Genomic DNA, 21228 nt, shown 5'->3' on the forward strand with positions numbered 1-21228 from the left:
GACCGATGCGATTCCAATCGACACAGAGGAAAGTGCCGTGTTCAAACCTTTAGCCGTTGCGGTCAGCCTGGGATGCGCCGCGTTTTCGATCGACGCCAGCGCCTATGAGTACGGGGATTACGCCGAGGACACCCTCGACACCCTGATCAACGATTACCCCGGCCGTTACCGTGGCACCGCCAGCTTCGCCGGCGCCACCGCGCTCATGCAGTCGCGCCTGGGCTTCGGCTACCAGACGCAGATCCAGGACTTCACCTGGGCCGGCAACCGCCGCTCGCAGAACGTCATCGCCAGTGCCCCAGGCAGCAGCGGCCAGTACGTGGTGCTGGGCGCGCACTATGACACCTACTACGGCCGCCCCACCCTGCAGGGCCTGGACGACAATGGCTCAGGCGCAGCCGTACTGACCGAGATCGCCCGCAACCTGGGCGGCATCGAGCTGGAGAACGGTTTGGAAGTGGTCGGCTTTGGAGCCGAAGAGGAAGGTCTGCGCGGTTCGCGCGCCTACGTCGCTTCGCTCAGTGAGGAACAGCGCAGCAACCTGCTGGGCATGATCAACCTCGACAGCCTGATCACCGGCGACAAGATGTACGCCCACGCCGGCTTCAACAGCGTCGACAACCCTGCGTTGGGCGCTTACCGCGCCCAATTGCTGCGCATCGCCCAGGAGCTGAAGATCCCGCTGTTCACCAACCCTGGCCTGAACGAGGAATACCCCGCGGGTACCGGTTGCTGCAGCGACGGGGAAAGCTTCGAGGGCCTGAACGTCCCGGTGCTGTTCATCGAAGCCACCAACTGGGAACTGGGCGACCTGGACGGCTACGAACAGACCGACAACCCCGCCATCCCCGGCGGCGCCACCTGGCACAATCCGGCGCTGGACAACGAACAGGTACTCACTGGCGCCTTCGGCCAGGAGCGCATCGACCAGCGCCTGCGGGATTTCTCGCGCCTGCTCACGCGCCTGGTGCTGGAATTGACCAACGCCGACCTGCTCGCCTCCACCGCCTCCGGCGGCGCCATGGCGCGGCAGATGGAAGACCAGTTGCAGCGCCAGCACCTGGCCCTGACCCGCCTGCATGACCGCCGTTGGCTCAGCCTGCTGGGCAGCTCGCGCCCGGTCGGCAGCTTCGACGGCGCCGTTGGCGTGGAAGGTGAAACCACCCCCGAGAGCGGTTTCGACATGCCCGGCGACCCGCGCTCACACCGCGCCGGGGTGAACCTGCTGGGTGATTATCGCGCCAGCGAGGCACTGACCGTTGGCGGCAGCCTGAGCTTCCAGCGCAGCCGCGACAACCTCGACCATAGTGCACGACTGGAAGCGGAAACCTGGCAGCTCGGCCTCTACGGCCTGCTCAACGACGGCGGCCCGGCCTGGCTGGGCGGCGAGCTGAGCGCCGGCTACGCGGACTTCGACAGCAAGCGCGCGGTGTACCTGAAGGCAAAGAGCGGCCCGGTGCTGCTCGACCAGCGCATCGACGGCGACACCAACGCCTGGTTCTGGGGCGCGCGGATCGACGGCGGTTACGACTTCGACATCGCCGGCATCAAGACCGGGCCACAGGGCGGGCTGGACTATGTGCACTACAAGATCGACGATTTCAACGAGGATGACGACCTGCGCACCGCGCTGGGCTACGAGAAGCAGGACTATGACTCGGTTGAAGCCAGCCTTGGCTGGGGCCTGCGCGGCGAGCTGCCGCTGGGTAACCGCATGGCCGTGCAGCCGTACGCCAGCGTGCGCTGGGTGAGGGAATTGGCCGATGGCCGCCTGGACGACATCGCGCTGACCGCCCTGGGCGATGGCCGCACCCGCGTCGCCGACCTGGGCGGCGTGGACAAGGACTTCGGCCGTGCCCAGGCCGGTGCCCTGCTGGCGGTCACCGAGCAGTTGGGCGTGTTCGCCGAGGCCAACTCGCGCTTCGCCCACAGCGAGGGCAGCCAGGCGTCCTATTCCCTCGGCGTGCAGTGGCAGTTCTGATCGCGGGACAGCGAGGCGCCCTCAGTGCGCCTCGCGTTTCTTGAATACGTAGAAGAGGTTGGGCTCGCTCACCAGGTACAGCGTGCCCTGGTCGTCCATGGCGATACCTTCGGCCTGCGGCACGCTGCGACGCAGGCCGCTCATGCCGCGCAGCAGCGACAGCGAACTGATCGGCTCACCATCGGCGCTCAGCTCCAGCACCAGCCGGGACTCGTCGGACAGCGCCAGCAGGTGGCCGCTGCGCTCGTCGTACTGCAGGCTGGAAAGATCGCGGACGAACAGGTTGCGATTGTGCTGGAGGTCTTCCACCACGTGGACGGCGATGGGCTGCTCGGACTGCTCGTAAGGGAAGCCGCGCACTTCGTAGATATGCACAGGCTTGCGCTCCTTGGCGACGAACAGCCGCTTGCCGACCGAGTCGTAGGCCAGCCCCTCGAAGCCACTGTTACCGCCACGCCCGAGGGCCAGGGCGAGTTGCTGGGCGTCTTCGATGCGCAACTCCCTGGTGTCGTCGCGCAGCTCAACACGGATCAGGCGCTGGTGGGTTTCGTCGGTGATCACATAGACGTTGCGACTGATGTATTCGATCGCCTCGGTATCGCCGAAACCGTGCAGCTCGATCCTGCGCAGCACCTCGCCTTCGAGCGACAGCTCGACGAGCTCGTTCTGCTTGTTGGTGACGGTGAAGAGGGTCTGCCGATCCGGGTCGTAGGTCAGCGCCGAGACATTTTCCTCCAGCCCCTTGATCGGCTGCGCCTCCAGCACGACACGGTAGTCGGGCAGCCAAATGGATTTGTCCTGCCACAGCGCAGCATGGCGCCACTCGTTGAACTTGAACCAGGCGCGCTCGTAGACGCGGAAGCTCTGGCCCAGCGCGAGCAGCATGGCCAAGGCAAGCAGCGCCAGCAGCAGGAACAGACGACGGGGCTTGAGCAAACGACGCATGGAGGACTCTGGGTGGGGTTGGCATGGCAGATTGGCAGCAGCGCCTGAAGCCAAACTTAAAGGCCACCAGAGCTTGCGGGCAGGCTAGAGTCAGGTTAGCGCAAGTCTGTCCTGTGTTTCTTTTGCAAGAGGCTACAAGAGGCGTATCGATGGCCCAGCATCTGCTCCCCGAACAACGCCAGCAGGCGACCCTGCACACCGTGGTGCTGGCGACCGAGGTGCTGCACCACGCGGGCGTGCCGCGCCCGAAGCTGCTGGAAGGCAGCGGTATTGGCGAAGCGGACCTGCTGACACCGGAAAAGCTGATCACCCACGCCCAGGAGCTGCGGGTCTTCGCCAACGCCCTCAACTGCCACCACGACCCGGCGCTGGGCCTCTACCTGGGCCTGCGCATGCATGTCTCGGCTTACGGAATCCTGGGTTACAGCATGCTTGCCAGCCGCACCCTGCGCGATGCGCTGCAACTGGCGCTGTCCTTTCCCGAGCTGCTGGGTACCTACTTCCGCCTGGCGCTGACGCCGCAGGGCGATGAGGTGCACCTGACTGCCGACGGCTACCGCTACGCGCCGGAGCTGACGGTGTTCAACACCGAACTGTGCCTGACCTCGCTGCTGACGGTGATCCGCGACCTGCTCGGCGAATCGGTGCGCCCGCGCCGGCTGCTGCTCGCCTACCGTCCGCCGCTGCACGCGGAGACCTACACCGAGCGCCTCGGCTGCCCGGTGGATTTCGGCGCGCCAACCAGCGCGCTGTGCTTCAGCCCCGGCCTGCTGGATCGCCCGCTGCCACTGGCCGACCCGGTCAGCTGCCACAACGGCGTGCAGCAATGCCTGCGCATGAGCGCCACGCTCAGCAGCCGCGGCGACATGATCGACCAGTTGCGCGAGCACCTGGCCAGCCACCTGCAGGACACCGCCAGCCTGGACACCGTGGCGCGCCACCTGCACCGCTCCACCCGTACCCTGCGCCGCCACCTGCAGCAGCAGAACACCAGTTATCAACAGGTGCTCGATGAAGTGCGCTTCGACCGTGCGCGGCAACTCCTCAAGGACACCGACCTGCCGATCTACCTGATCGCCGAGCAGTTAGGTTATAGCGAGACGGCCAGCTTCCGGCATGCCTTCCAGCGCTGGAGTGGGGCGAGTCCGAGCCTGTATCGGGGCTAGGTGCAGACCGGCGCCCCCTCTCCCTAACCCTCTCCCTGAAGGGAGAGGGTTAGGGAGAGGGCAAAGCCAGTCCACGCGCCGGAGCCGATCGGTTCGCGAGCAAGCTCGCTCCTACAAAAAGTCCGGCAGACGACACACCGCTGACGCCCGAAATCCAGCGTTCCAGGCGCCATTTTCAACTTGGCCTGATTTATCCCTTATTGGCCTGATCTATCGTTCTGCGCATCCCGGCGCTTGGTCATTATCAATCCGCAGCTAGGTGAAACGGCCCTAGAAACCGTAAAACCTCAACAATAACAACTGCTTAACTGCATGGTACGAGCATGACCAGCGCGATCACCATCGAGCGGATATGCATGGAGTTCGGTACACCCGGACAAGGCCTCAAGGCCCTGGACGACGTGTCACTGGAAATCCGCGCCAACGAATTCTTCACCCTCCTCGGCCCGTCGGGCTGCGGCAAGACCACCTTGCTGCGACTGATCGCCGGCTTCGAACAACCCTCCTCCGGCAGCATTCGCCTGTATGGCGACGCGATGGAAGGCCTTCCGCCCTTCAAGCGCCCGGTCAATACCGTCTTCCAGAGCTATGCCCTGTTCCCGCACATGACCGTGGCGGAGAACATCGCCTTCGGCCTGGAAATGCAGGGCAAGCAACGCAGCGACATCGACGCCACCGTGCAGAAGATGCTCGACCTGGTGCGCCTGCCCGACGTCGGCAAGCGCCGCGCCGACCAGCTCTCCGGCGGCCAGCAACAGCGCATCGCTCTAGCTCGCGCGCTGGCCAGCAGGCCCAAGGTGCTGCTGCTCGACGAATCCCTCTCGGCACTCGACTTGAAGCTGCGCAAGGAAATGCAGATCGAGCTCAAGCGCCTGCAGCACGAGACCGGCATCACCTTCATCTTCGTCACCCACGACCAGGAAGAAGCGCTGACCATGTCCGACCGCATCGCGGTAATGAGCCGCGGCAAGGTCATGCAGATCGGCACGCCCACCGAGATCTACGAGGCACCGGTCAACCGCCTGGTGGCCGACTTCATCGGCGAGACCAATTTCCTCGAAGGCGAATCCAGCGGCGATAGCGTACGCCTGGCCGACGGCCAGACGCTGCCGGCCGCCACCACCCTGCCCGGCAAGGTGACCCTGGCGATCCGCCCGGAGCGCACCGAGCTGGCGCAGGACGGCCAGCTCGAAGGCGTAGTCGAGAACATCGTCTACGTCGGCACCGACACCGTGTACCACCTCAATGTCGCCGGTCAGGGCGGCTTCCGCGTACGTCAGCAGAACCGCGACGGCGCTCTTTCCACCCACGCGCCCGGCGCGCGGGTGCGGGTCCGTGTTCCCGCCACCGCCATCCGGGTGCTGGCCGAATGAGTACAACACTACGCGCGCAAGCGGAACGCCAATCACTGTTCAAGCGCCTGGCCCTGACCAGCCCGGCGATGATCATGCTGGTGGTGTTCCTGGTCCTGCCGCTGGGCATCATGTTCGCCGTGTCGGTCCAGGCACCGGGGGACTATGGCGGCGTGAAATGGGGCCAGCACACCGTCGAGGCCTACATCAATTTCCTCTGGGAGCGCGACCTGGACGACAGCCTGTCGTTCAACGCCGACTACCTGGGCATCTTCCAGCGCTCGTTCTGGCTGTCGATCCTGACCACCCTGGGCTGCGTGCTCATCGGCTTCCCCACCGCGCTGTACCTGGCGCTGCAGGACGAACGCCGGCGCAACCTGCTGCTGTTCCTGGTCACCGTGCCGTTCTGGACCAACCTGCTGGTGCGGGTCTACGCCTGGATGCTGCTCCTGCGCAACGGCGGGCTGATCGACGAAGGGCTGCACGGGCTGGGCTTCTCCGACGCATCGCTGGGCATTCTCTACACCGACAACGCGGTGATCATCGGCCTGCTCTACACCTACCTGCCGTTCATGGTCCTGCCCATCTACACCAGCCTGGAGAAGATGGACTGGCGCCTGGTGGAAGCGGCCTTCGACCTGGGCGCCAACCGCTGGAAGGCGCTGAAGCGGATCATCATTCCGCTGGCCATGCCCGGCATCGTCGCCGGCTGCATCCTGGTATTCATTCCCTCGCTGGGCAGTTACATCATTCCCGAGCTGCTGGGGGGCGGTAAGTCGCTGATGATCGGCAACCTGATCCAATTGCAGTTCGGCACGGCGCACAACTGGCCGTTCGGCGCGGCGCTGTCCTTCGCCCTGCTCGCCTTCGTGCTGCTGGCGATGCTGATCTACAGCATGCGGTTCAAACAGGGCGCGTCGGGAGGTCATCCATGAAGTCGGCCAACCCGCTGTGGAAGTTCACCGGGGTCCGGCCCGCCGCCTGGCTGTTCTTCGCCTTCCTCTATATCCCGATCTTCGTGCTGGTGGTGCTGAGCTTCAACAGCGGCCAATCGGCCACGCTGTGGGAAAGTTTCAGTCTGAAATGGTACGCCGTGGTGGCGGACGATCCGGAAATCCTCCGCGCAGCGAAGAACTCGCTGATCGTCGCCACCCTGGCCACCGTCGTCGCCACCACCCTGGCCACGCTCGCCGCGCTAGGCATGCGCGGTCGCACATTCCGCGGGCAGACGCTGATGAGCGGCGTACTGGGCCTGCCGCTGCTGGTGCCGGAGATCGTCACCGCCGTGGCGACGCTGATGTTCTTCGCCTTCATCGGCCTGAAGCTGTCGCTGTTCACCATCCTGCTGGCGCACATCGTGTTCTGCATTCCCTTCGCCTACCTGCCGATCCGCGCCCGTCTCGAAGGCATGGACCCACGGCTGGCGGAAGCGGCGGCGGACCTCTATGCCTCGCCGTGGAAGACCTTCTGGAAGGTGACCTTCCCGCTGCTGACGCCGGGGATCGTGTCCGGGGCGATGCTGGCGTTCATCATCTCGATGGACGACTTCGTCATCACCTACTTCGTCGCCGGTGCCGGTGCCACTACCCTGCCGGTGTATATCTTCAGTTCCATCCGAATGGGGATTTCCCCGAAGATCAACGCCATATCTTCAATAATACTGTTGATTTCCATCGCGTTCGTTGCGTTGTCGTACTACGTCGGCCAGCGTCGCCGCTGACCTCCTGCCGCCAATCAAAACAACATTGCAAGGAGCTTCACCGATGAAATTCCGCCGTACCCCCATCGCCCGCACGCTCGTCGCCGCCAGCCTGCTGCTGGCCGGCAGCGCCCATGCCGACGGCACCCTGCACTTCGCCAACTGGTCCGACTACTTCCCGCCGGAACTGTTGAAGAAGTTCGAGAAGGACACCGGCATCCACGCCACCCTGGACTCCTACGACAGCAACGAAACCCTGCTGGCCAAGCTGAAGGCCGGCGGCGGCGCGTACGACGTGGTCGTACCGTCGGACAGCTTCATCGAGATCTTCGTCAAGGAAGGCCTGCTGCAGAAGCTCGACAAGTCGCAGCTGCCGAACCTGGCCAACCTCAAGGACAAGTTCAAGACCCTGACCTACGACCCGGGCCACGACTACTCCGTGCCCTACCTGTGGGGCACCACCGGCTACAGCTACGACAGCGCCAAGGTGCCGGGCGGCAAGCTGGATGAAAGCTGGAAGCCGTTCTTCGAGCCGCCGGCGGAGCTGAAAGGCAAGGTGGTGGCGCTCAACTCCATCGAGGAGCTCTATGCCCCCGCGTCCTACTACCTGGGCGTCGACGAATGCACCGAGGACCCGAAAGAGGCGGCGAAGATCCAGGACCTGCTGCTCAAGCAGAAACCCATGCTGGCCATGTACAACAGCGACGGCACCATCGAGCGCATGGCCGCCGGCGAGGTCTCCATGCACCAGCAATGGAACGGCGCCTTCCACCGCGCCCACGCCCAGCGCGCCAGCCTGGTCTACGTCTATCCCAAGGAAGGCGTGCGCCTGTTCATCGACAACCTGACCATTCCCAAGGACGCCACCAACATCAAGGAGGCCCACGCCTTCCTGAACTGGATGATGCAGCCCGAGAACATCGCCCTGGCCTCCAACTTCGCCAAGTACAACAACGCGATCGAAGGCTCGGACAAGTTCATGGACAAGGAGCTGTTCGACGACCCGGCGATCAACACCCCGGCGGACAAGCTGGATCGCCTGAAGCCCTTCAAGCTCTGTTCGCCCAAGGCGCTGCAACTGCGCTCCAAGGTCTGGACCAAACTGAAGAAATGACCCACAGGTCACCCGGCGCGGAGGTGCGCGCCGGGTGATTCTGACAGCCATTTTGGCCATTTCGATCCCTTTTTGACCCTTTGCAGGGTTCTGCCCGGCACCCCTGGTTGCTAGAGTCGGGCGGCTCGCGCAGGGAGCGGCTGGAAAGGCGGCCAGCCCCTGCACCATCGCAGATGGCGCAGGGATTTCCCGAGGGAACGCGAGCGCGTTATCCACAAGAACAAATGCCCCGAGAACGCCCATGACCAGCTTTTGCGTCACCCTGCAACACACACCCTCATTCCTCGCGCGTCGTCATCGCTGCGGCTGAGCCGTAAACCGATGACTTCAGGACGGCCACCGAACGCCGCCCGCCCGCAAGACAACAACAATCGCGAGGACTCCCCCATGGCCAGCCAACACAGCGCCAGCACAGCTCACACCCAACAGGGCACCCCGGCCAACGCCGACGCCCGCCTGAAACGCGTCCTGGGCCTGCCCGCCCTGGTCTTCTTCGGCCTGGTCTACATGGTCCCACTGACCATGTTCACCACCTACGGCGTGGTCACCGAGATGACCGGCGGCCGAACTGCCAGCGCCTACCTGATCACCCTGCTGGCGATGCTGTTCACCGCCGCTTCCTACAGTTTCATGGTGCGCAAGTACCCGATCTCGGGTTCTGCGTATTCCTACACCAGCCTGAGCTTCGGCCCGGTGGTCGGCTTCCTGTCCGGCTGGTCGCTGCTGCTCGACTACCTGTTCCTGCCGATGATCAACTACCTGCTCATCGGCCTGTTCATGAACATCGCCTTCCCGGAAATCCCGGCCTGGGTGTTCGTGGTCGCCTCCATCGCCCTGGTGACAGTGCTCAACGTGGTCGGCATCAGCCAGGTGGCCGGCATGAGCAACGTCATTGTCGGCGCGCAACTGGTGTTCATCGTGGTGTTCGTGATCATGTCGATCAAGACACTGGCCGGCGGCGCGGCGATCGACTTCAGCCTGCCCTTCGTCGGTGACGGCACCCAGCCCGGCTTCGCCCCGCTGATGGCCGGCGCCGCGGTGTTGTGCCTGTCGTTCCTGGGCTTCGACGCGGTCTCGACCATGGCCGAGGAAACCCGCGACGCCCGCCGCGACATTCCCCGCGCGATCATCATCACCACCGTCATCGCCGGCATGATGTTCACCCTGCTGGCGATCATCAGCCAGCTGGTGTTCCCCGGCAGCGTGTTCCAGAACGCCGACTCGGCGGCCAACGAAGTGATGCTCAAGGCCGGCGGCCAGTTCCTCGGCAACTTCTTCACCTCCGCCTATATCGCCGGTTGCATTGGCTCGGCGCTGGCATCCCAGGCCTCGGTATCGCGCATCATCTTCACCATGGGCCGCGACGGCATCCTGCCGCGCAGCCTGTTCGGCACCTTGCACGCGCGCTTCCAGACGCCGGTGGTGGCGATCCTGGTGGTCTCGGCGATCTCGTTGCTGGCCATCGTGCTGGACCTGACCACGCTCGCCTCGATGATCAGCTTCGGCGCGCTGGTGGCCTTCTCCGTGGTCAACCTGGCGGTGATCCGCACCTACCTGGGCGTGGAGCGCCGTCGCGGCGCGAAGAACGTCCTGCTGTACGGCGCCATCCCGTTCATCGGCCTGTGCCTGACCCTGTGGCTGTGGACCAGCCTCTCGCAGATGACCCTGATCGTGGGCCTGAGCTGGTTCGCCGTCGGCTTCGCCTACCTGGCGGTGCATACCGGCGGCTTCCGCCGCAAGGCACCGAGTGTGAATTTCGAGGAAAACGCCTGAAAGCCCGTTGACGATCTCGCGAGCTAGAGCAGAACAAGGCGAAATCGGTGGAGGGAGCGGAATTTACACGCAGTAAATGAGCATCCCGAGACCGATTTCAACGCAGTTATGCCGACGCGCAGCAGATCGTAGACAGGCCGAGATAACCGGAACCTAACCGGGCGCCTTGTGCGCCCTCAGGAGCGCGTGATGTTGACGATCTACACCGACGACCATCGCTTGCACCACGGTCAGCACGAGCTGATCGGCGGCCAGTTCACCCCCTGCTTCGAAAAGCCCAGCCGCGCCGACATGGTGCTGGACCGGGCCAAGGCGGTGAAACTGGGCGACATCCAGGCCCCACGCGACTTCGGCCTGGAACCCATCCTGAGGGTGCACAGCGAAGGCTTCGTGCGGTTCCTGCAACACGCCTGGCGTGACTGGCTGGCCACCGGCCGCACCCACGACATGCTGCCGATCTGCTGGCCGACCCGCCGCCTGCGGCAAAAAGAGCCGGACAGCATCGACGGCCGCCTGGGCTACTACAGCCTGGACGCGGGCGCACCGATCACCGCCGGCACCTGGCAGGCGGTGCTCAGCTCGGTGAACGTGGCGATGACCGGCCAGGCCGAACTGGCCAAGGGCGCGCGCTCGGTGTTCTCGCTCTGCCGTCCGCCGGGCCACCACGCCTCGGCGGACTTCATGGGCGGATACTGCTTCTTCAACAACGCCGCCATCGCTGCCCAGTCGATCCTCGACCAGGGCGCGAACCGCGTGGCCATCCTCGATGTCGACTACCACCACGGTAACGGCACCCAGGACATCTTCTACGACCGCGCCGACGTGCTGTTCACCTCGATCCACGGCGACCCGCGTTTCGAGTATCCGTACTTCCTCGGCTACGCCGACGAGAAGGGCCAAGGCGTTGGCGAAGGCTTCAACTTCAACTATCCGCTGGCCTCGGGCAGTGACTGGTCGGTCTGGAGCCTGGCATTGCAGGCGGCGATCCGGCAGATCTCGGCGTACAAGCCGGACGTGCTGATCGTGTCGCTGGGCGTGGACACTTACAAGGAAGACCCGATCTCCCAGTTCAAGCTGGACAGTCCGGACTACCTGCGCATGGGCGAGGCAATCGGCAAGCTCGGCCTGCCGACCCTGTTCGTCATGGAAGGGGGTTATGCGGTGGAAGAGATCGGTATCAATGCGATCAACGTATTGCAAGGCTTCGAAAGCATCGGCTGACGCACTCGAAAGCAAAAAAGCCGCGCCGGGGATGGGGTTCCCGGCGCGGCTTTTTTTATCGAGAGCGGATTACTGGAGGATTTCCACGCGATCCACATCGATATCGGTGGGCTTCTGCTTGTGGTGGTCAACCTCACCCGTCAGGCGCACCTTGGTGTTCTCGGAGACCGAAGTACCCGCTGGCCAATCGTCGTGGTCGATCTCGACCTGGATGCTGCCGGTGGCGTCCTTGAACTCGTAGTGCTCGCTGCTGATGCGCTTGGTGATGGTGCCTTCGAGCACGACCTTGGTGTCATCGGCGGCGGCCTGGGCCTGCTTCACCGTGGTGATCGGGCCGGCAGCGGCGGCGGCGGGCTGGGCATCGCTGCCCGGGCCGGTGTAACCGCCAGCGGCGAAGGTGACGGTGGAGAACAGGCCAGCGGCGGCGATCAGCGGGAGGTGAGTCAGTTTCATGGAAGTGCCTCCTTGGGCGTTTTCGATGGGCTCAGCTTAGTGCCGACGGCTGAAACCATCCTGAATCGGGACTTAATCCAAGCTTAAGACCGCAAACGCCCGCATTGCTCCGATCTAAATCAGTTCCCCTCGCCGGACTGCGCCTCGCGCTTGAACACGTAGAAGAGGTCAGGCTCGCTGACCATGTAGATGGTGCCCTGCTCGTCGATGGCGACGCCCTCGGCACGCGGGATCCGATCATCCAGGCCGTTGAGTCCCCCGAGCAGGCTGATGAAGCTGATCGGCTCGCCCTTCTCGTCAAGCTCCAGCAGCAGGTGCGACTCCGCCGACAGCACCAGGGTATGGCCGGTGCGCGGGTCGATGCTCAGCGCCGAGACGTTGGTCATCAGCAGATCACTGGGCAGGGGCTGGAGCGCACCGTTCAAGCTGGCCCCGCCGTCGCTGGCGAGGCTGAACAGCGCCAGCGGGTCACGTTCCTGGCCCAGCACCAGGCGATGCTGCCGTGGGTCCCAGGCGATACCCTCGATGCCCTTGTTCTTCTTGCCGCGCGGGCCGAGATCGAAGCTGGACAACTTTGCGGTGCTCAGCTCGCGGGTCTGCGGGTCGACATGGAAGATGGTCAGGGAATTCTGGCGCTCGTCGGTCACGGCGATATTGCCGTTTTCCAGCACCGCCACGCCTTCCGGGTTCGACATGCCCAGCAACGGAATCACCCGCAGCACATCCCCGGTGAGCGACAGTTCGGCCAGCAGCGGCTTCTTGCCGGTCACGGTGAACAGGGTGCGGGTCACCGGGTTGTAGGCCAGGTCGGAGGTCTCCTGCCCCTCGATGCCGCCCTTGAGAGGTTTGGCCTGGATGACCGCCCGGTAACCGGGCAACCAGATGCTTTGCGAGCGCGCCTGAGTGCTGGTGTCCTGCTCGCGCAACCAGAGACGCGCACGGTCATCCCAGTGGAAGCGGGATGTCAGGTAGCCGAGCACAATCAGGATGAACAGCAAGGCCAGCAACAGCCAGCGAGGACGAAGGACGGACATGGTCATGGCGACTCTTGTTGATCAGCACGGGCAAGGCATCCCGCAACAAGCGAAGGCCGCACAATCGGCGGCCTTCGGCGGGACAACGGAGTTAAAGCACGCGGCTTTCGAATCGGCTGGCGCCGGGAAGTTCCAGCACCACGTCACTGCCGCTCTTGAGCGGGCCGACACCGACCGGCGTGCCGGTGGACACCACGTCGCCCGGCTGCAGCGAGAAATGGCCGCAGATGTGCTGGATCAGCGGCACGATGGGGTTGAGCATGTCGCGGCTGTTGCCGTCCTGACGGACTTCGCCGTCGATGGTCAGGCGGATGCCGATGTCCGTCGGGTCCGGGAAGTGGTCGGCGCTGACGAAGGGCGCCAGCACGAAGGCGCCGTCGAAGGACTTGGCCAGTTCCCACGGCAGGCCCTTTTCCTTCAGCTTGGCCTGCACGTCGCGCAGGGTCAGGTCCAGGGCCGGGGCGTAGCCGGAAATGGCGTCCAGCACTTCCTCGGCACTCGGCTTGCGCGACAGCGGCTTGCCGATCAGCACGGCGATTTCCGCCTCGTAATGCACCGAGCCGCGGTCCTCGGGAATGGAGAAACCGCCAGCCTGGGAAACCGTGCAGGAACCGGGCTTGATGAACAGCAGCGGCTCGGTCGGCACCGGGTTGTTCAGCTCCTTGGCGTGCTCCGCGTAATTGCGGCCGACGCACACCACCTTGCCCAGGGTGAAATGGATCGGGGTGCCATCGACGTACTGATGCTGGTAACTCATGACCGACTCCTGCAACGGATGGAAGAGATGATCCGCGCGGGGCTCGTGATCCCGCACAGTTGCCCGCATCCTGCCGGCGTACGCGCCACTTCCCGTGACGCTGACGTGCGAAGGGCCGGCCCCTCTATCCCAGAGAACCGGCCCTTCTGGATACCGCAGCTTATTCGGCGAAGATCTTGCCGGGGTTCATGATCCCGTTCGGGTCGAACACCGCCTTGACCGCCTTCATGTAGCCGATTTCAGCCTCGGAGCGAGAGTAACCCAGGTAATCGCGCTTGGTCATGCCCACGCCGTGCTCGGCGGAGATCGAGCCGTTGTACTTCTGCACGGTCTCGAACACCCACTTGTTGACGGTCGCGCACTTGGCGAAGAACTCGTCCTTGCTCAGGTTCTCGGGCTTGAGGATGTTCAGGTGCAGGTTGCCGTCGCCGATGTGGCCGAACCACACCACTTCGAAGTCGGGGTAGTTGGCTTCGACGATGGTATCGATGTCCTTGAGGAAGGCCGGGACCTTGCTCACGGTGACCGAGATGTCGTTCTTGTACGGCGTCCAGTGGGAGATGGTCTCGGAGATGTACTCGCGCAGCTTCCACAGGTTCTGCAGCTGCTGCTCGCTCTGGCTCATCACGCCGTCCAGCACCCAGCCCTGCTCTACACAATGTTCGAAAGTCGCCAGCGCCTCGTTGGCCACTTCCTCGGTGGTCGCTTCGAATTCCAGCAGCGCGTAGAACGGGCAATCGGTCTCGAAGGCCGGCGGTACGTCGCCACGGGCCATGATCTTGGCCAGGGCCTTGTCGGAGAAGAACTCGAAGGCGGTCAGGTCCAGCTTGCTCTGGAAGGCATGCAGCACCGGCATGATCGAATCGAAGTCCGGGGTGCCGAGGACCATCGCGGTGAGGTTCTTCGGCTGGCGCTCCAGGCGCATGGTGGCCTCGACCACGAAGCCCAGGGTGCCTTCGGCGCCGATGAACAGCTGGCGCAGGTCGTAGCCGGTGGCGTTCTTGATCAGATCCTTGTTCAGCTCCAGCAGGTCGCCCTTGCCGGTGACGACCTTCATGCCGGCCACCCAGTTGCGGGTCATGCCGTAGCGAATGACCTTGATCCCGCCGGCATTGGTGCCGATGTTGCCGCCGATCTGGCTGGAACCGGACGATGCGAAGTCCACCGGGTAATAGAGGCCGTGTTCTTCGGCGAAGGTCTGCAGCTGCTTGGTGATCACGCCCGGCTGGCAGACCGCGGTGCGGTCGAATTCGTTGAATTCGACGATCTTGTTCATGTAGTCGAAGGCCACGACCACTTCGCCATTGGCAGCGACGGCAGCGGCGGAGAGCCCGGTACGGCCACCCGAGGGAACCAGCGCGACCTTGTGCTCGTTGGCCCAGCGGACGATGGCCTGGACCTGCTCGGTGCTCTTGGGGAAGGCGATCGCCAGGGGTGCCGGGGCGAAATGCTTGGTCCAATCCTTGCCGTAGGTGTCGAGGGAATCGGCGTCTGTCAGCAGCTTCCCGGCATCCAGCAGGGGCTTGAGCGATTCGATCAGGGCGTCGCGGGTCATTGGAGGAACTCTCAAATGGTTCATGGTCGTCCTGAGAACAGCTCAGGTCGCAACCGGGCAAGGAAAAGGGAGAACATGCTAGCATACGCACCCCACGCAGATCGCCACCTGGCGCCAAGCTTGGCACCGGCCGGTCCGGCCTGAGCTGTTCAATTTCTCGCCACATCCCGGGACTACAGGTTCAAAGCAGATGAGCAAGACTTCTCTCGACAAGAGCAAGATCAAATTCCTTCTCCTTGAAGGCGTGCACCAGAACGCCGTCGACACCCTCAAGGCGGCCGGCTACTCCAACATCGAGTACCTCAAGACCGCACTGTCCGGTGACGAGCTGAAGGAAAAGATTGCCGATGCCCACTTCATCGGTATCCGCTCCCGCACCCAGCTGACCGAAGAAGTCTTCGACGCTGCCAAGAAGCTGATCGCCGTTGGCTGCTTCTGCATCGGCACCAACCAGGTCGACCTGAACGCGGCCCGCGAGCGCGGCATCGCCGTGTTCAACGCGCCCTACTCCAACACCCGCTCGGTCGCCGAACTGGTGCTGGCCGAAGCCATCCTGCTGCTGCGCGGCATCCCGGAAAAGAACGCCTCCTGCCACCGTGGCGGCTGGATCAAGTCCGCCGCCAACTCCTTCGAGATCCGCGGCAAGAAACTGGGCATCGTCGGCTACGGCTCGATCGGCACCCAGCTCTCGGTCCTGGCCGAAGCCTTAGGGATGCAGGTGTACTTCTACGACGTCGTGACCAAGCTGCCGCTGGGTAACGCCCAGCAGGTCGGCAACCTGCACGAGCTGCTCGGCATGTCCGACATCGTCTCGCTGCACGTGCCGGAACTGCCGTCCACCCAGTGGATGATCGGTGAGAAGGAAATCCGCGCTATCAAGAAAGGCGGCATCCTGATCAACGCCGCCCGCGGCACCGTGGTCGAGCTGGACCACCTGGCCGCCGCGATCAAGGACGAGCACCTGATCGGCGCTGCCATCGACGTGTTCCCGGTCGAGCCCAAGTCCAACGACGACGAGTTCGAAAGCCCGCTGCGCGGCCTGGATCGCGTGATCCTGACCCCGCACATCGGCGGCTCCACCGCCGAAGCCCAGGCCAACATCGGCCTGGAAGTGGCCGAGAAGCTGGTCAAGTACAGCGACAACGGTACCTCGGTATCTTCCGTCAACTTCCCGGAAGTCGCCCTGCCGTCGCACCCGGGCAAGCACCGCCTGCTGCACATCCACGAGAACATCCCGGGTGTGATGAGCGAGATCAACAAGGTGTTCGCCGACAACGGCATCAACATCTCCGGCCAGTACCTGCAGACCAACGACAAGGTCGGCTACGTGGTGATCGACGTCGACGCCGAATACTCGGACCTGGCGCTGGAGAAGCTGCAGCACGTCAACGGCACCATCCGCAGCCGCGTGCTGTTCTAAGCGCAGCCCGGTCAGAAAAAAGGAGGCTTCGGCCTCCTTTTTTCATGCCTGGAGAAAGATCACTTCACATTGACGGTGATCTGCTGCGACTCCACCGGCGGGTCGAACGGCACGTGGTTCTTGTCGCCTACCAGCAGTTGCAGGGTGTGCTTGCCCGGCGGCAGCGTCACCTGGGTCTCGGTCTGGCCCTTGCCGAAATGCTTGATCTGGTCGGTCATCGGCAGCGGCAGGTTCATCACCGGCTGCTCCTTGAGGTCGATCAGCAGGTGGTGGTGGCCGGTGGCTGGCGAGTCCACGCCCGCCGGCGCGACGCCCATGCCCTTGAGGCCGAATTTGACGGTGAAGGTCTTGTCCACCGTGGCACCGTCGACAGGCTCGATGAAGTACACCTTCGCGCCTTCCGGAGCTGGGGTACGCGGGATATCGGCGGCAACGGCAGAGGTGCCGGCGAGCAGCGCGGCAAGGCCCAGGCAAGGCAGCAGGGTTCTCATGTTCTTCTCCTTCTACATGGAAATCGAAAGGCGAAGGACCCGCTCAGGCCGGCCTTGCCTCACGCATGGAACGCACAAGCATAGGCGCCGCGGCGCGAGGCTCAAGCAAAATAGTGCATCTTCGAGTGACGCAGAGTGCTCTAGCCTCCGGCTTCCAGCCCGGCCAGGCAGACGGCGGCGGCATCCAGCTCTTCCTCGCTGAACACCAGAACGCCCATGCGCTTGAGCGCAGCGGCGGTCACACCTTCGCCAACGACCTTCCGCCCGCTGAAGCTGCCGTCATAGTTCTCGCGGTTGCCGCAGGAGGGGCTGCGCGCCTTGAGCACCGCCAGTCGGATATCGTGGCGACGCACCAGTGCCATGGCTTCCTCGGCGCCGAGCAGGAAGGCGTCGCTGACGTCCTCGCCGTCCACTGTCACCACCGGCCGAACACGTTCCAGAACGGCCATGCCCTGGCCGCCGGGGATCTCCGCCGGAGCGCGGGGCGTCGGCAGGCCGCCGGCGACTTCCGGGCACAGCGCCACCACCCGCCCCTGGTCCAGCCAGCGCGATAGCAGGTCGAACGGCCCGTGCGCACCGCCGTCGTAACGGACGCGATGGCCAAGCAGGCAGCGGCTGACGAGAACCTTCTGCATGGGCGAATCACTCCCTTTTGGAAGGGGACAGACTAGCCGCTCGCCGTTTGGCGGTCACGCCGGGTAACGCAACTTTCATCGGACCGTGTGTCGCAACAGGTTTCCGCCCCGCCGAAAGTCGGGTTCTTGAGCGGCTCGCCGGCCGTCGGCACTGTGCTGAAACACAACCTTCGACGGGAACAGCCGCCCGGCACTGGCTGCCCCGCAGGCAGCCGCCCAGACTCGCGCATCGGCCAATCGCCATGGAGCCTCCCTCATGCCTCGCTTCTTGCTCTGCACCGCCACCTTCGCTGCGCTGTCCTACCTGCCCTTGGCTTTCGCCGAGCTCCAGGCGCTGGACAACGAACACTTGGGCGCCGTCACCGGCCAGGACGGCATCAGCATCCGCACCGACGTGCTGGCGCACATGGACAGCGTGGCCTGGAAGGACGACGGCGGCAGCGTCTCGCTGCGCAACGTGTTCATCGACAACGGTTGCGTGAATGCCGGCGACTGCCCGGACGGCCGCGGTGGCAACCTGCCCTACGGCCCCGCCCAACTGGGCCTGAGCCTGCCGATCTTCGGCATCGAGCAACCGACCCTGCAGGTGGATGTGGTGCAGGGCGCTGGCGGCCAGCAGCAACTGGCACTGACCCTGCCGGATCTCACCACCATCAACCAGCAGCTGAATGCGAGCGGCCTGCCGTCGCAGACCATCCGGATGCGGGTGACCGGCGACCTTTACGTGGGCGGTGGACGACTGGGAACCATCGAGGTGCGCGATATCCAGGACATCAGCGGCACACTGAAGATCTGGGGGCACTGACCCCACACGGACGCCTCAGAGCGGAGCGTCACCGCGGCGGCGGAACCAGCCGGTGAGCGAGAGGCGCTCGTGACTGGCCGGCAGCACCTCATGGGGGAATTCGCCGGAGAGGAACACCACCAGCCGGCCGGCCAGTGGCGGCAGGTCCAGCGTCCGTTCGTCGGGGAAGTACATGCGTAGTTCGCCGCCCTGCTCCACCGACCAATCCCGATTCAGGTAGAACACCGCCGAGACAGTGCGACGATCGTCGTCGCGGAAGCGATCGAGATGCTTCTGATAAAAGGCGCCCGGCGGGTAGAGCGCGAAGTGCCCTTCGAAGTCTTCCAACCCCAGGTACAAGGAGCGATTGATCTGCCGGCGCAACTCGTCCAGCGCCCCCAGGTAAAGGTCGCAGGCCTTGGACTGGCCGGGCTCGAGCCACTGGATGCGGTCGCCGCGAATACCTTCGCGCACGGCCTGCCCATCGCCCCGGCCGATGGCCGCAGCGGCCAGCTTGCCGGCTGCGTCACGGGCACGGCATTCCGTCGCCAGCTCAGCGATCAGGGCATCGGGAAGGAAGGCGTCCTGCTGCGACCAGCCCTTCTCGGCGAGGTCGTCAACGATGTTTTGCAGGAGGGGGCCTTGCATGAATGGAGAAGGGGCGTCGAAATGCATCGCGTATTGTAACGTCCGGCGCCAGTGTCTCGACAAGCGGGGCAAGCCTTGCCGACAATAGCCCCCGGCGAGCGAACCCTGCCGCCCAAAAGGAGTTGCAATGCGCGTACTGCTGGCCCTCACCCTTCTTGTACTGGGCATGCCTGCCCTGGCCGACAACTACCAGCGCCTGTACCAGGCCGCCGGCTGGCCGGAACAGCGAGCGCACTTCAATGACGCCCTGCACGCCGCGCAGAAGCGTTACCAGGGCAATCTGCCGCCGGCGCTGTACCAGACGCTGGTGGACAACAGCAACCAGCGCTTCGCCCCCGCCGACATCGACCAGCGCGCCCTCAACGGCCTGCGCCAGAACCTACCGGACAGCTCCGCGGCGGTGAACTTCTTCGAATCCCCGCTGGGCCGCAAGGTCGCCGGCGCCGAGACCCTGGCCACTCGCAGCGACCAGTTGCAGAAGTACGCCAACGGCCTGCCACGCCAGCAGGCCAGCGATGCGCGCAAGCAGATCGCCCACCGCCTGAGCCAGGTGCTGCCGGCCCGCGAAGCCGGTGCCGAAGTGAGCCTGGCGCTGGCCAGCGTGGCCGCCGACAGCCTCAGCCAGATGCTCCCCGGCCTGCTCGGCGGCGGCACTACCCAGGGCATGCTCGAAGGCCAGCGGCAGAAGCTGATGGGGCAGATTGGCGCCGATCTCGACAACACCCTGCTGTACGTCTATCGCGGTCTGAGCGATGCCGAGCTGGGCCAGTTCGCCGATTTCAGCGAGTCGCCAGCCGGGCGCGAATATTACCGCGCCGCACTGGCCGCCCTTAAGGCCGGATTAAGCGTTTCCTCCAGCGGGCAATGATAGGAATAACCTTACCGTCCTAGCGGACCACTCCGAGAAGCGCTCCCCCTAGAATGGCGCCCGCTGTACAGAGGGTGGCGCCTGAGGATCATGGCGCATGGAGTGAAGGACACACCCTCGACTACAGCGACTTCCACGCCCCGCGTCCCCCCGGCTATGCCATCCGCTCACTGAGAAAATCGAAGTAACGTCTGCGCAGCGTCTCGCTCTCGTTCGCCAGGTGGTGACGCGCGCCGGTCAGCAGCAGGCATTCGATCTTCTCGAACTTGTCTTCCAGCACCTTCAGGTTGTAGCGCCAGTCCACCGTCTCGTCGGCGTCGCCCTGCACCACCAGCAGGCTCTGCGCGCCATGGCCGGCGGCCTCGATACGCGGAATCCAGCGCGCCAGTGCGCCCACCCAGGCCGTCGGCAGGATCTTCGGCTGCAGCGGATCGCGATCACGCAGGAAGGCGAGGAATTCGGCGTCGCTGGAGTTCTCGCTGAACCGTCGCGGAATCGAGTCCACGAACGGTCGCAGCAACTGATAGCTGAATTTCGACCAGCCCCAGGCCCGGGGCCGCACCAGTGGCGCCAGCAGGATGGTCCGCCCGAGTTCCGGACGGGGCGCGCCGGTGAGCAGGTAATCCAGCAATATCGCCCCGCCGGTGCTCTGCCCACAGAGGTGCCAGGGTTGCGGCAGGTCCAGCGCCTGGGCCTGGTTGAGCAGTGCGCCCAGCACTATCTGGTACTCGGCGAAGTCGCCAATGCTGGCAGCCTCGCCACCGGACAGGCCGTGGCCCGGCAGGTCGCAGGCCAGCACCGCGAAGCCCATGCCCAGCGCCCAGTCGATCACATGGCGGTACAGCCCCATGTGGTCGTAATAGCCATGCAGCAGCACCACCGTCCCCCGCGCCAGCACCGGCCGCCAGTACTGCGCGGCGATCTGGTAGCCCCCGGCCTCGAAGGTGCCCAGGCGGCTCTGCAGTCCCGGGTGGCGCCCATGCAGGTCCAGGCCGTAGAAATGCTGGTACAGCGCGATGCCGACTTCGTTCGCCTCTGCGGTCAGAGGACGCAGCAGGGTGCGCAGCAGATCGGGCTGGAAGGCTTCAGGCATGGGCGTTTCGCTTCTGGCAGGCAGGTAACGGAAGGAGCGCGCGGAGCAGCGGGATATTCTGCCGCGCCCGCCCCCGTGGCAAGCTTGTCGGCTATCTTACCGACTCTGTCACTGGTCGCTGCCATGTCCTCACGCCAAAAGTCGCTGCTCACCTGGCTGATTGCCGCGCTCTGCCTGGGCGCGCTGCTCGCCACCTACTGGTGGTACGAGAACCGCTTCATCCGCCCATTCAGCCATCA

At 64.6% G+C, this 21228-nt stretch carries 20 protein-coding genes; 11 read left to right on the forward strand and 9 right to left on the reverse strand.

What is annotated here, in order from left to right:
* The first annotated feature begins 37 nt into the window (after positions 1–37).
* Entirely contained in the window at positions 38–1981 is a 1944-nt protein-coding gene (locus tag A9513_RS33065) for an autotransporter outer membrane beta-barrel domain-containing protein (protein ID WP_065086548.1), read from the forward strand.
* 21 nt (positions 1982–2002) lie between these two features.
* Here the strand turns inward: A9513_RS33065 and A9513_RS33070 are convergent, their stop codons facing one another.
* On the reverse strand, positions 2003–2926 hold the full coding sequence (locus A9513_RS33070; protein WP_065086549.1) for an SdiA-regulated domain-containing protein: 924 nt from the start codon (positions 2924–2926) through the stop codon (positions 2003–2005).
* A 149-nt stretch (positions 2927–3075) separates the two neighbouring features.
* On the opposite strand from A9513_RS33070, the gene A9513_RS33075 reads away from it, so the two are divergent.
* The 7 genes from A9513_RS33075 to A9513_RS33105 all read left to right on the forward strand — a co-directional run bounded on the left by A9513_RS33075 (position 3076) and on the right by A9513_RS33105 (position 11251).
* Positions 3076–4092, forward strand: a complete 1017-nt coding sequence (locus A9513_RS33075) for an AraC family transcriptional regulator (protein ID WP_065086550.1) — start codon at positions 3076–3078, stop codon at positions 4090–4092.
* A 323-nt stretch (positions 4093–4415) separates the two neighbouring features.
* Positions 4416–5465 carry an ABC transporter ATP-binding protein gene (locus tag A9513_RS33080; protein ID WP_065086551.1) on the forward strand — a complete coding sequence of 350 codons (1050 nt, stop codon included), beginning with the start codon at positions 4416–4418 and terminating at the stop codon, positions 5463–5465.
* Entirely contained in the window at positions 5462–6379 is a 918-nt protein-coding gene (locus A9513_RS33085) for an ABC transporter permease (protein WP_024762163.1), read from the forward strand. Before A9513_RS33080 ends, A9513_RS33085 begins: the two co-directional genes overlap by 4 nt.
* Positions 6376–7164, forward strand: a complete 789-nt coding sequence (locus A9513_RS33090; protein ID WP_065086552.1) for an ABC transporter permease — start codon at positions 6376–6378, stop codon at positions 7162–7164. The genes A9513_RS33085 and A9513_RS33090 overlap by 4 nt, the downstream gene beginning before the upstream one ends.
* A 43-nt stretch (positions 7165–7207) precedes the next feature.
* Positions 7208–8257 (forward strand): extracellular solute-binding protein, encoded by a 1050-nt coding sequence (locus A9513_RS33095; RefSeq protein WP_024762162.1) that lies wholly within the window; start codon positions 7208–7210, stop codon positions 8255–8257.
* 387 nt (positions 8258–8644) lie between these two features.
* A complete protein-coding gene (locus A9513_RS33100) occupies positions 8645–10030 on the forward strand; it encodes an APC family permease (RefSeq protein ID WP_065086553.1) in 1386 nt (461 codons plus the stop codon).
* A gap of 189 nt (positions 10031–10219) precedes the next feature.
* Complete coding sequence (locus A9513_RS33105) at positions 10220–11251, forward strand: histone deacetylase family protein (RefSeq protein WP_017520827.1); 1032 nt, start codon at positions 10220–10222, stop codon at positions 11249–11251.
* A gap of 69 nt (positions 11252–11320) precedes the next feature.
* On the opposite strand, the gene A9513_RS33110 is transcribed toward A9513_RS33105, so the two are convergent.
* The 4 genes from A9513_RS33110 to A9513_RS33125 form a co-directional block, all read right to left on the reverse strand.
* Positions 11321–11704 (reverse strand): NirD/YgiW/YdeI family stress tolerance protein, encoded by a 384-nt coding sequence (locus A9513_RS33110; RefSeq protein WP_024762160.1) that lies wholly within the window; start codon positions 11702–11704, stop codon positions 11321–11323.
* 119 nt (positions 11705–11823) lie between these two features.
* Complete coding sequence (locus A9513_RS33115; RefSeq protein WP_065086554.1) at positions 11824–12744, reverse strand: SdiA-regulated domain-containing protein; 921 nt, start codon at positions 12742–12744, stop codon at positions 11824–11826.
* A gap of 85 nt (positions 12745–12829) precedes the next feature.
* Entirely contained in the window at positions 12830–13495 is a 666-nt protein-coding gene (locus A9513_RS33120) for a fumarylacetoacetate hydrolase family protein (protein WP_024762158.1), read from the reverse strand.
* Positions 13496–13655: 160 nt separating this feature from the next.
* Positions 13656–15050: an FAD-binding oxidoreductase gene (locus tag A9513_RS33125; RefSeq protein WP_024762157.1), complete on the reverse strand. Its 1395-nt coding sequence runs from the start codon at positions 15048–15050 to the stop codon at positions 13656–13658.
* A 190-nt stretch (positions 15051–15240) separates the two neighbouring features.
* On the opposite strand from A9513_RS33125, the gene serA reads away from it, so the two are divergent.
* Positions 15241–16470: a phosphoglycerate dehydrogenase gene (gene serA / locus A9513_RS33130; protein WP_024762156.1), complete on the forward strand. Its 1230-nt coding sequence runs from the start codon at positions 15241–15243 to the stop codon at positions 16468–16470.
* Positions 16471–16529: 59 nt separating this feature from the next.
* Here serA and A9513_RS33135 read toward each other — a convergent pair whose 3' ends face one another.
* Both A9513_RS33135 and A9513_RS33140 read right to left on the reverse strand, forming a co-directional pair.
* Complete coding sequence (locus tag A9513_RS33135; RefSeq protein ID WP_024762155.1) at positions 16530–16961, reverse strand: DUF4399 domain-containing protein; 432 nt, start codon at positions 16959–16961, stop codon at positions 16530–16532.
* A gap of 140 nt (positions 16962–17101) precedes the next feature.
* On the reverse strand, positions 17102–17596 hold the full coding sequence (locus A9513_RS33140; RefSeq protein ID WP_037015473.1) for a DUF523 domain-containing protein: 495 nt from the start codon (positions 17594–17596) through the stop codon (positions 17102–17104).
* A gap of 256 nt (positions 17597–17852) precedes the next feature.
* Here A9513_RS33140 and A9513_RS33145 point away from each other — a divergent pair, with 256 nt between their 5' ends.
* A complete protein-coding gene (locus tag A9513_RS33145; RefSeq protein ID WP_024762154.1) occupies positions 17853–18401 on the forward strand; it encodes a DUF6160 family protein in 549 nt (182 codons plus the stop codon).
* 15 nt (positions 18402–18416) lie between these two features.
* Here A9513_RS33145 and A9513_RS33150 read toward each other — a convergent pair whose 3' ends face one another.
* Entirely contained in the window at positions 18417–19055 is a 639-nt protein-coding gene (locus tag A9513_RS33150) for a 2OG-Fe(II) oxygenase (protein ID WP_083196264.1), read from the reverse strand.
* A gap of 100 nt (positions 19056–19155) precedes the next feature.
* Here A9513_RS33150 and A9513_RS33155 point away from each other — a divergent pair, with 100 nt between their 5' ends.
* The gene (locus tag A9513_RS33155) at positions 19156–19896 is read left to right on the forward strand and encodes a hypothetical protein (RefSeq protein ID WP_024762152.1); all 741 of its coding nucleotides are present in this window, start codon (positions 19156–19158) and stop codon (positions 19894–19896) included.
* A gap of 154 nt (positions 19897–20050) precedes the next feature.
* Here A9513_RS33155 and A9513_RS33160 read toward each other — a convergent pair whose 3' ends face one another.
* On the reverse strand, positions 20051–20989 hold the full coding sequence (locus A9513_RS33160) for an alpha/beta hydrolase (RefSeq protein WP_065086555.1): 939 nt from the start codon (positions 20987–20989) through the stop codon (positions 20051–20053).
* Between the last annotated feature and the right edge of the window lie 239 nt (positions 20990–21228).

Origin of the sequence: Pseudomonas sp. AU12215 (genome assembly GCF_001675465.2) — a bacterium.
In the GTDB taxonomy this organism is placed as follows: Bacteria; Pseudomonadota; Gammaproteobacteria; order Pseudomonadales; family Pseudomonadaceae; genus Pseudomonas; species Pseudomonas nitroreducens.

What these genes read in the sequence shown, in the direction of transcription:
- A9513_RS33160 (WP_065086555.1), bottom strand. Translation starts at nt 20,989, where the DNA reads ATGCCTGAAGCCTTCCAGCCCGATCTGCTGCGCACCCTGCTGCGTCCT.
- A9513_RS33105 (WP_017520827.1), top strand. Translation starts at nt 10,220, where the DNA reads ATGTTGACGATCTACACCGACGACCATCGCTTGCACCACGGTCAGCAC.
- A9513_RS33125 (WP_024762157.1), bottom strand. Translation starts at nt 15,050, where the DNA reads ATGACCCGCGACGCCCTGATCGAATCGCTCAAGCCCCTGCTGGATGCC.
- A9513_RS33120 (WP_024762158.1), bottom strand. Translation starts at nt 13,495, where the DNA reads ATGAGTTACCAGCATCAGTACGTCGATGGCACCCCGATCCATTTCACC.
- A9513_RS33075 (WP_065086550.1), top strand. Translation starts at nt 3,076, where the DNA reads ATGGCCCAGCATCTGCTCCCCGAACAACGCCAGCAGGCGACCCTGCAC.
- A9513_RS33080 (WP_065086551.1), top strand. Translation starts at nt 4,416, where the DNA reads ATGACCAGCGCGATCACCATCGAGCGGATATGCATGGAGTTCGGTACA.
- A9513_RS33100 (WP_065086553.1), top strand. Translation starts at nt 8,645, where the DNA reads ATGGCCAGCCAACACAGCGCCAGCACAGCTCACACCCAACAGGGCACC.
- A9513_RS33145 (WP_024762154.1), top strand. Translation starts at nt 17,853, where the DNA reads ATGCCTCGCTTCTTGCTCTGCACCGCCACCTTCGCTGCGCTGTCCTAC.
- A9513_RS33140 (WP_037015473.1), bottom strand. Translation starts at nt 17,596, where the DNA reads ATGCAGAAGGTTCTCGTCAGCCGCTGCCTGCTTGGCCATCGCGTCCGT.
- serA (WP_024762156.1), top strand. Translation starts at nt 15,241, where the DNA reads ATGAGCAAGACTTCTCTCGACAAGAGCAAGATCAAATTCCTTCTCCTT.
- A9513_RS33110 (WP_024762160.1), bottom strand. Translation starts at nt 11,704, where the DNA reads ATGAAACTGACTCACCTCCCGCTGATCGCCGCCGCTGGCCTGTTCTCC.
- A9513_RS33115 (WP_065086554.1), bottom strand. Translation starts at nt 12,744, where the DNA reads ATGACCATGTCCGTCCTTCGTCCTCGCTGGCTGTTGCTGGCCTTGCTG.
- A9513_RS33150 (WP_083196264.1), bottom strand. Translation starts at nt 19,055, where the DNA reads ATGCATTTCGACGCCCCTTCTCCATTCATGCAAGGCCCCCTCCTGCAA.
- A9513_RS33070 (WP_065086549.1), bottom strand. Translation starts at nt 2,926, where the DNA reads ATGCGTCGTTTGCTCAAGCCCCGTCGTCTGTTCCTGCTGCTGGCGCTG.
- A9513_RS33155 (WP_024762152.1), top strand. Translation starts at nt 19,156, where the DNA reads ATGCGCGTACTGCTGGCCCTCACCCTTCTTGTACTGGGCATGCCTGCC.
- A9513_RS33135 (WP_024762155.1), bottom strand. Translation starts at nt 16,961, where the DNA reads ATGAGAACCCTGCTGCCTTGCCTGGGCCTTGCCGCGCTGCTCGCCGGC.
- A9513_RS33085 (WP_024762163.1), top strand. Translation starts at nt 5,462, where the DNA reads ATGAGTACAACACTACGCGCGCAAGCGGAACGCCAATCACTGTTCAAG.
- A9513_RS33090 (WP_065086552.1), top strand. Translation starts at nt 6,376, where the DNA reads ATGAAGTCGGCCAACCCGCTGTGGAAGTTCACCGGGGTCCGGCCCGCC.
- A9513_RS33095 (WP_024762162.1), top strand. Translation starts at nt 7,208, where the DNA reads ATGAAATTCCGCCGTACCCCCATCGCCCGCACGCTCGTCGCCGCCAGC.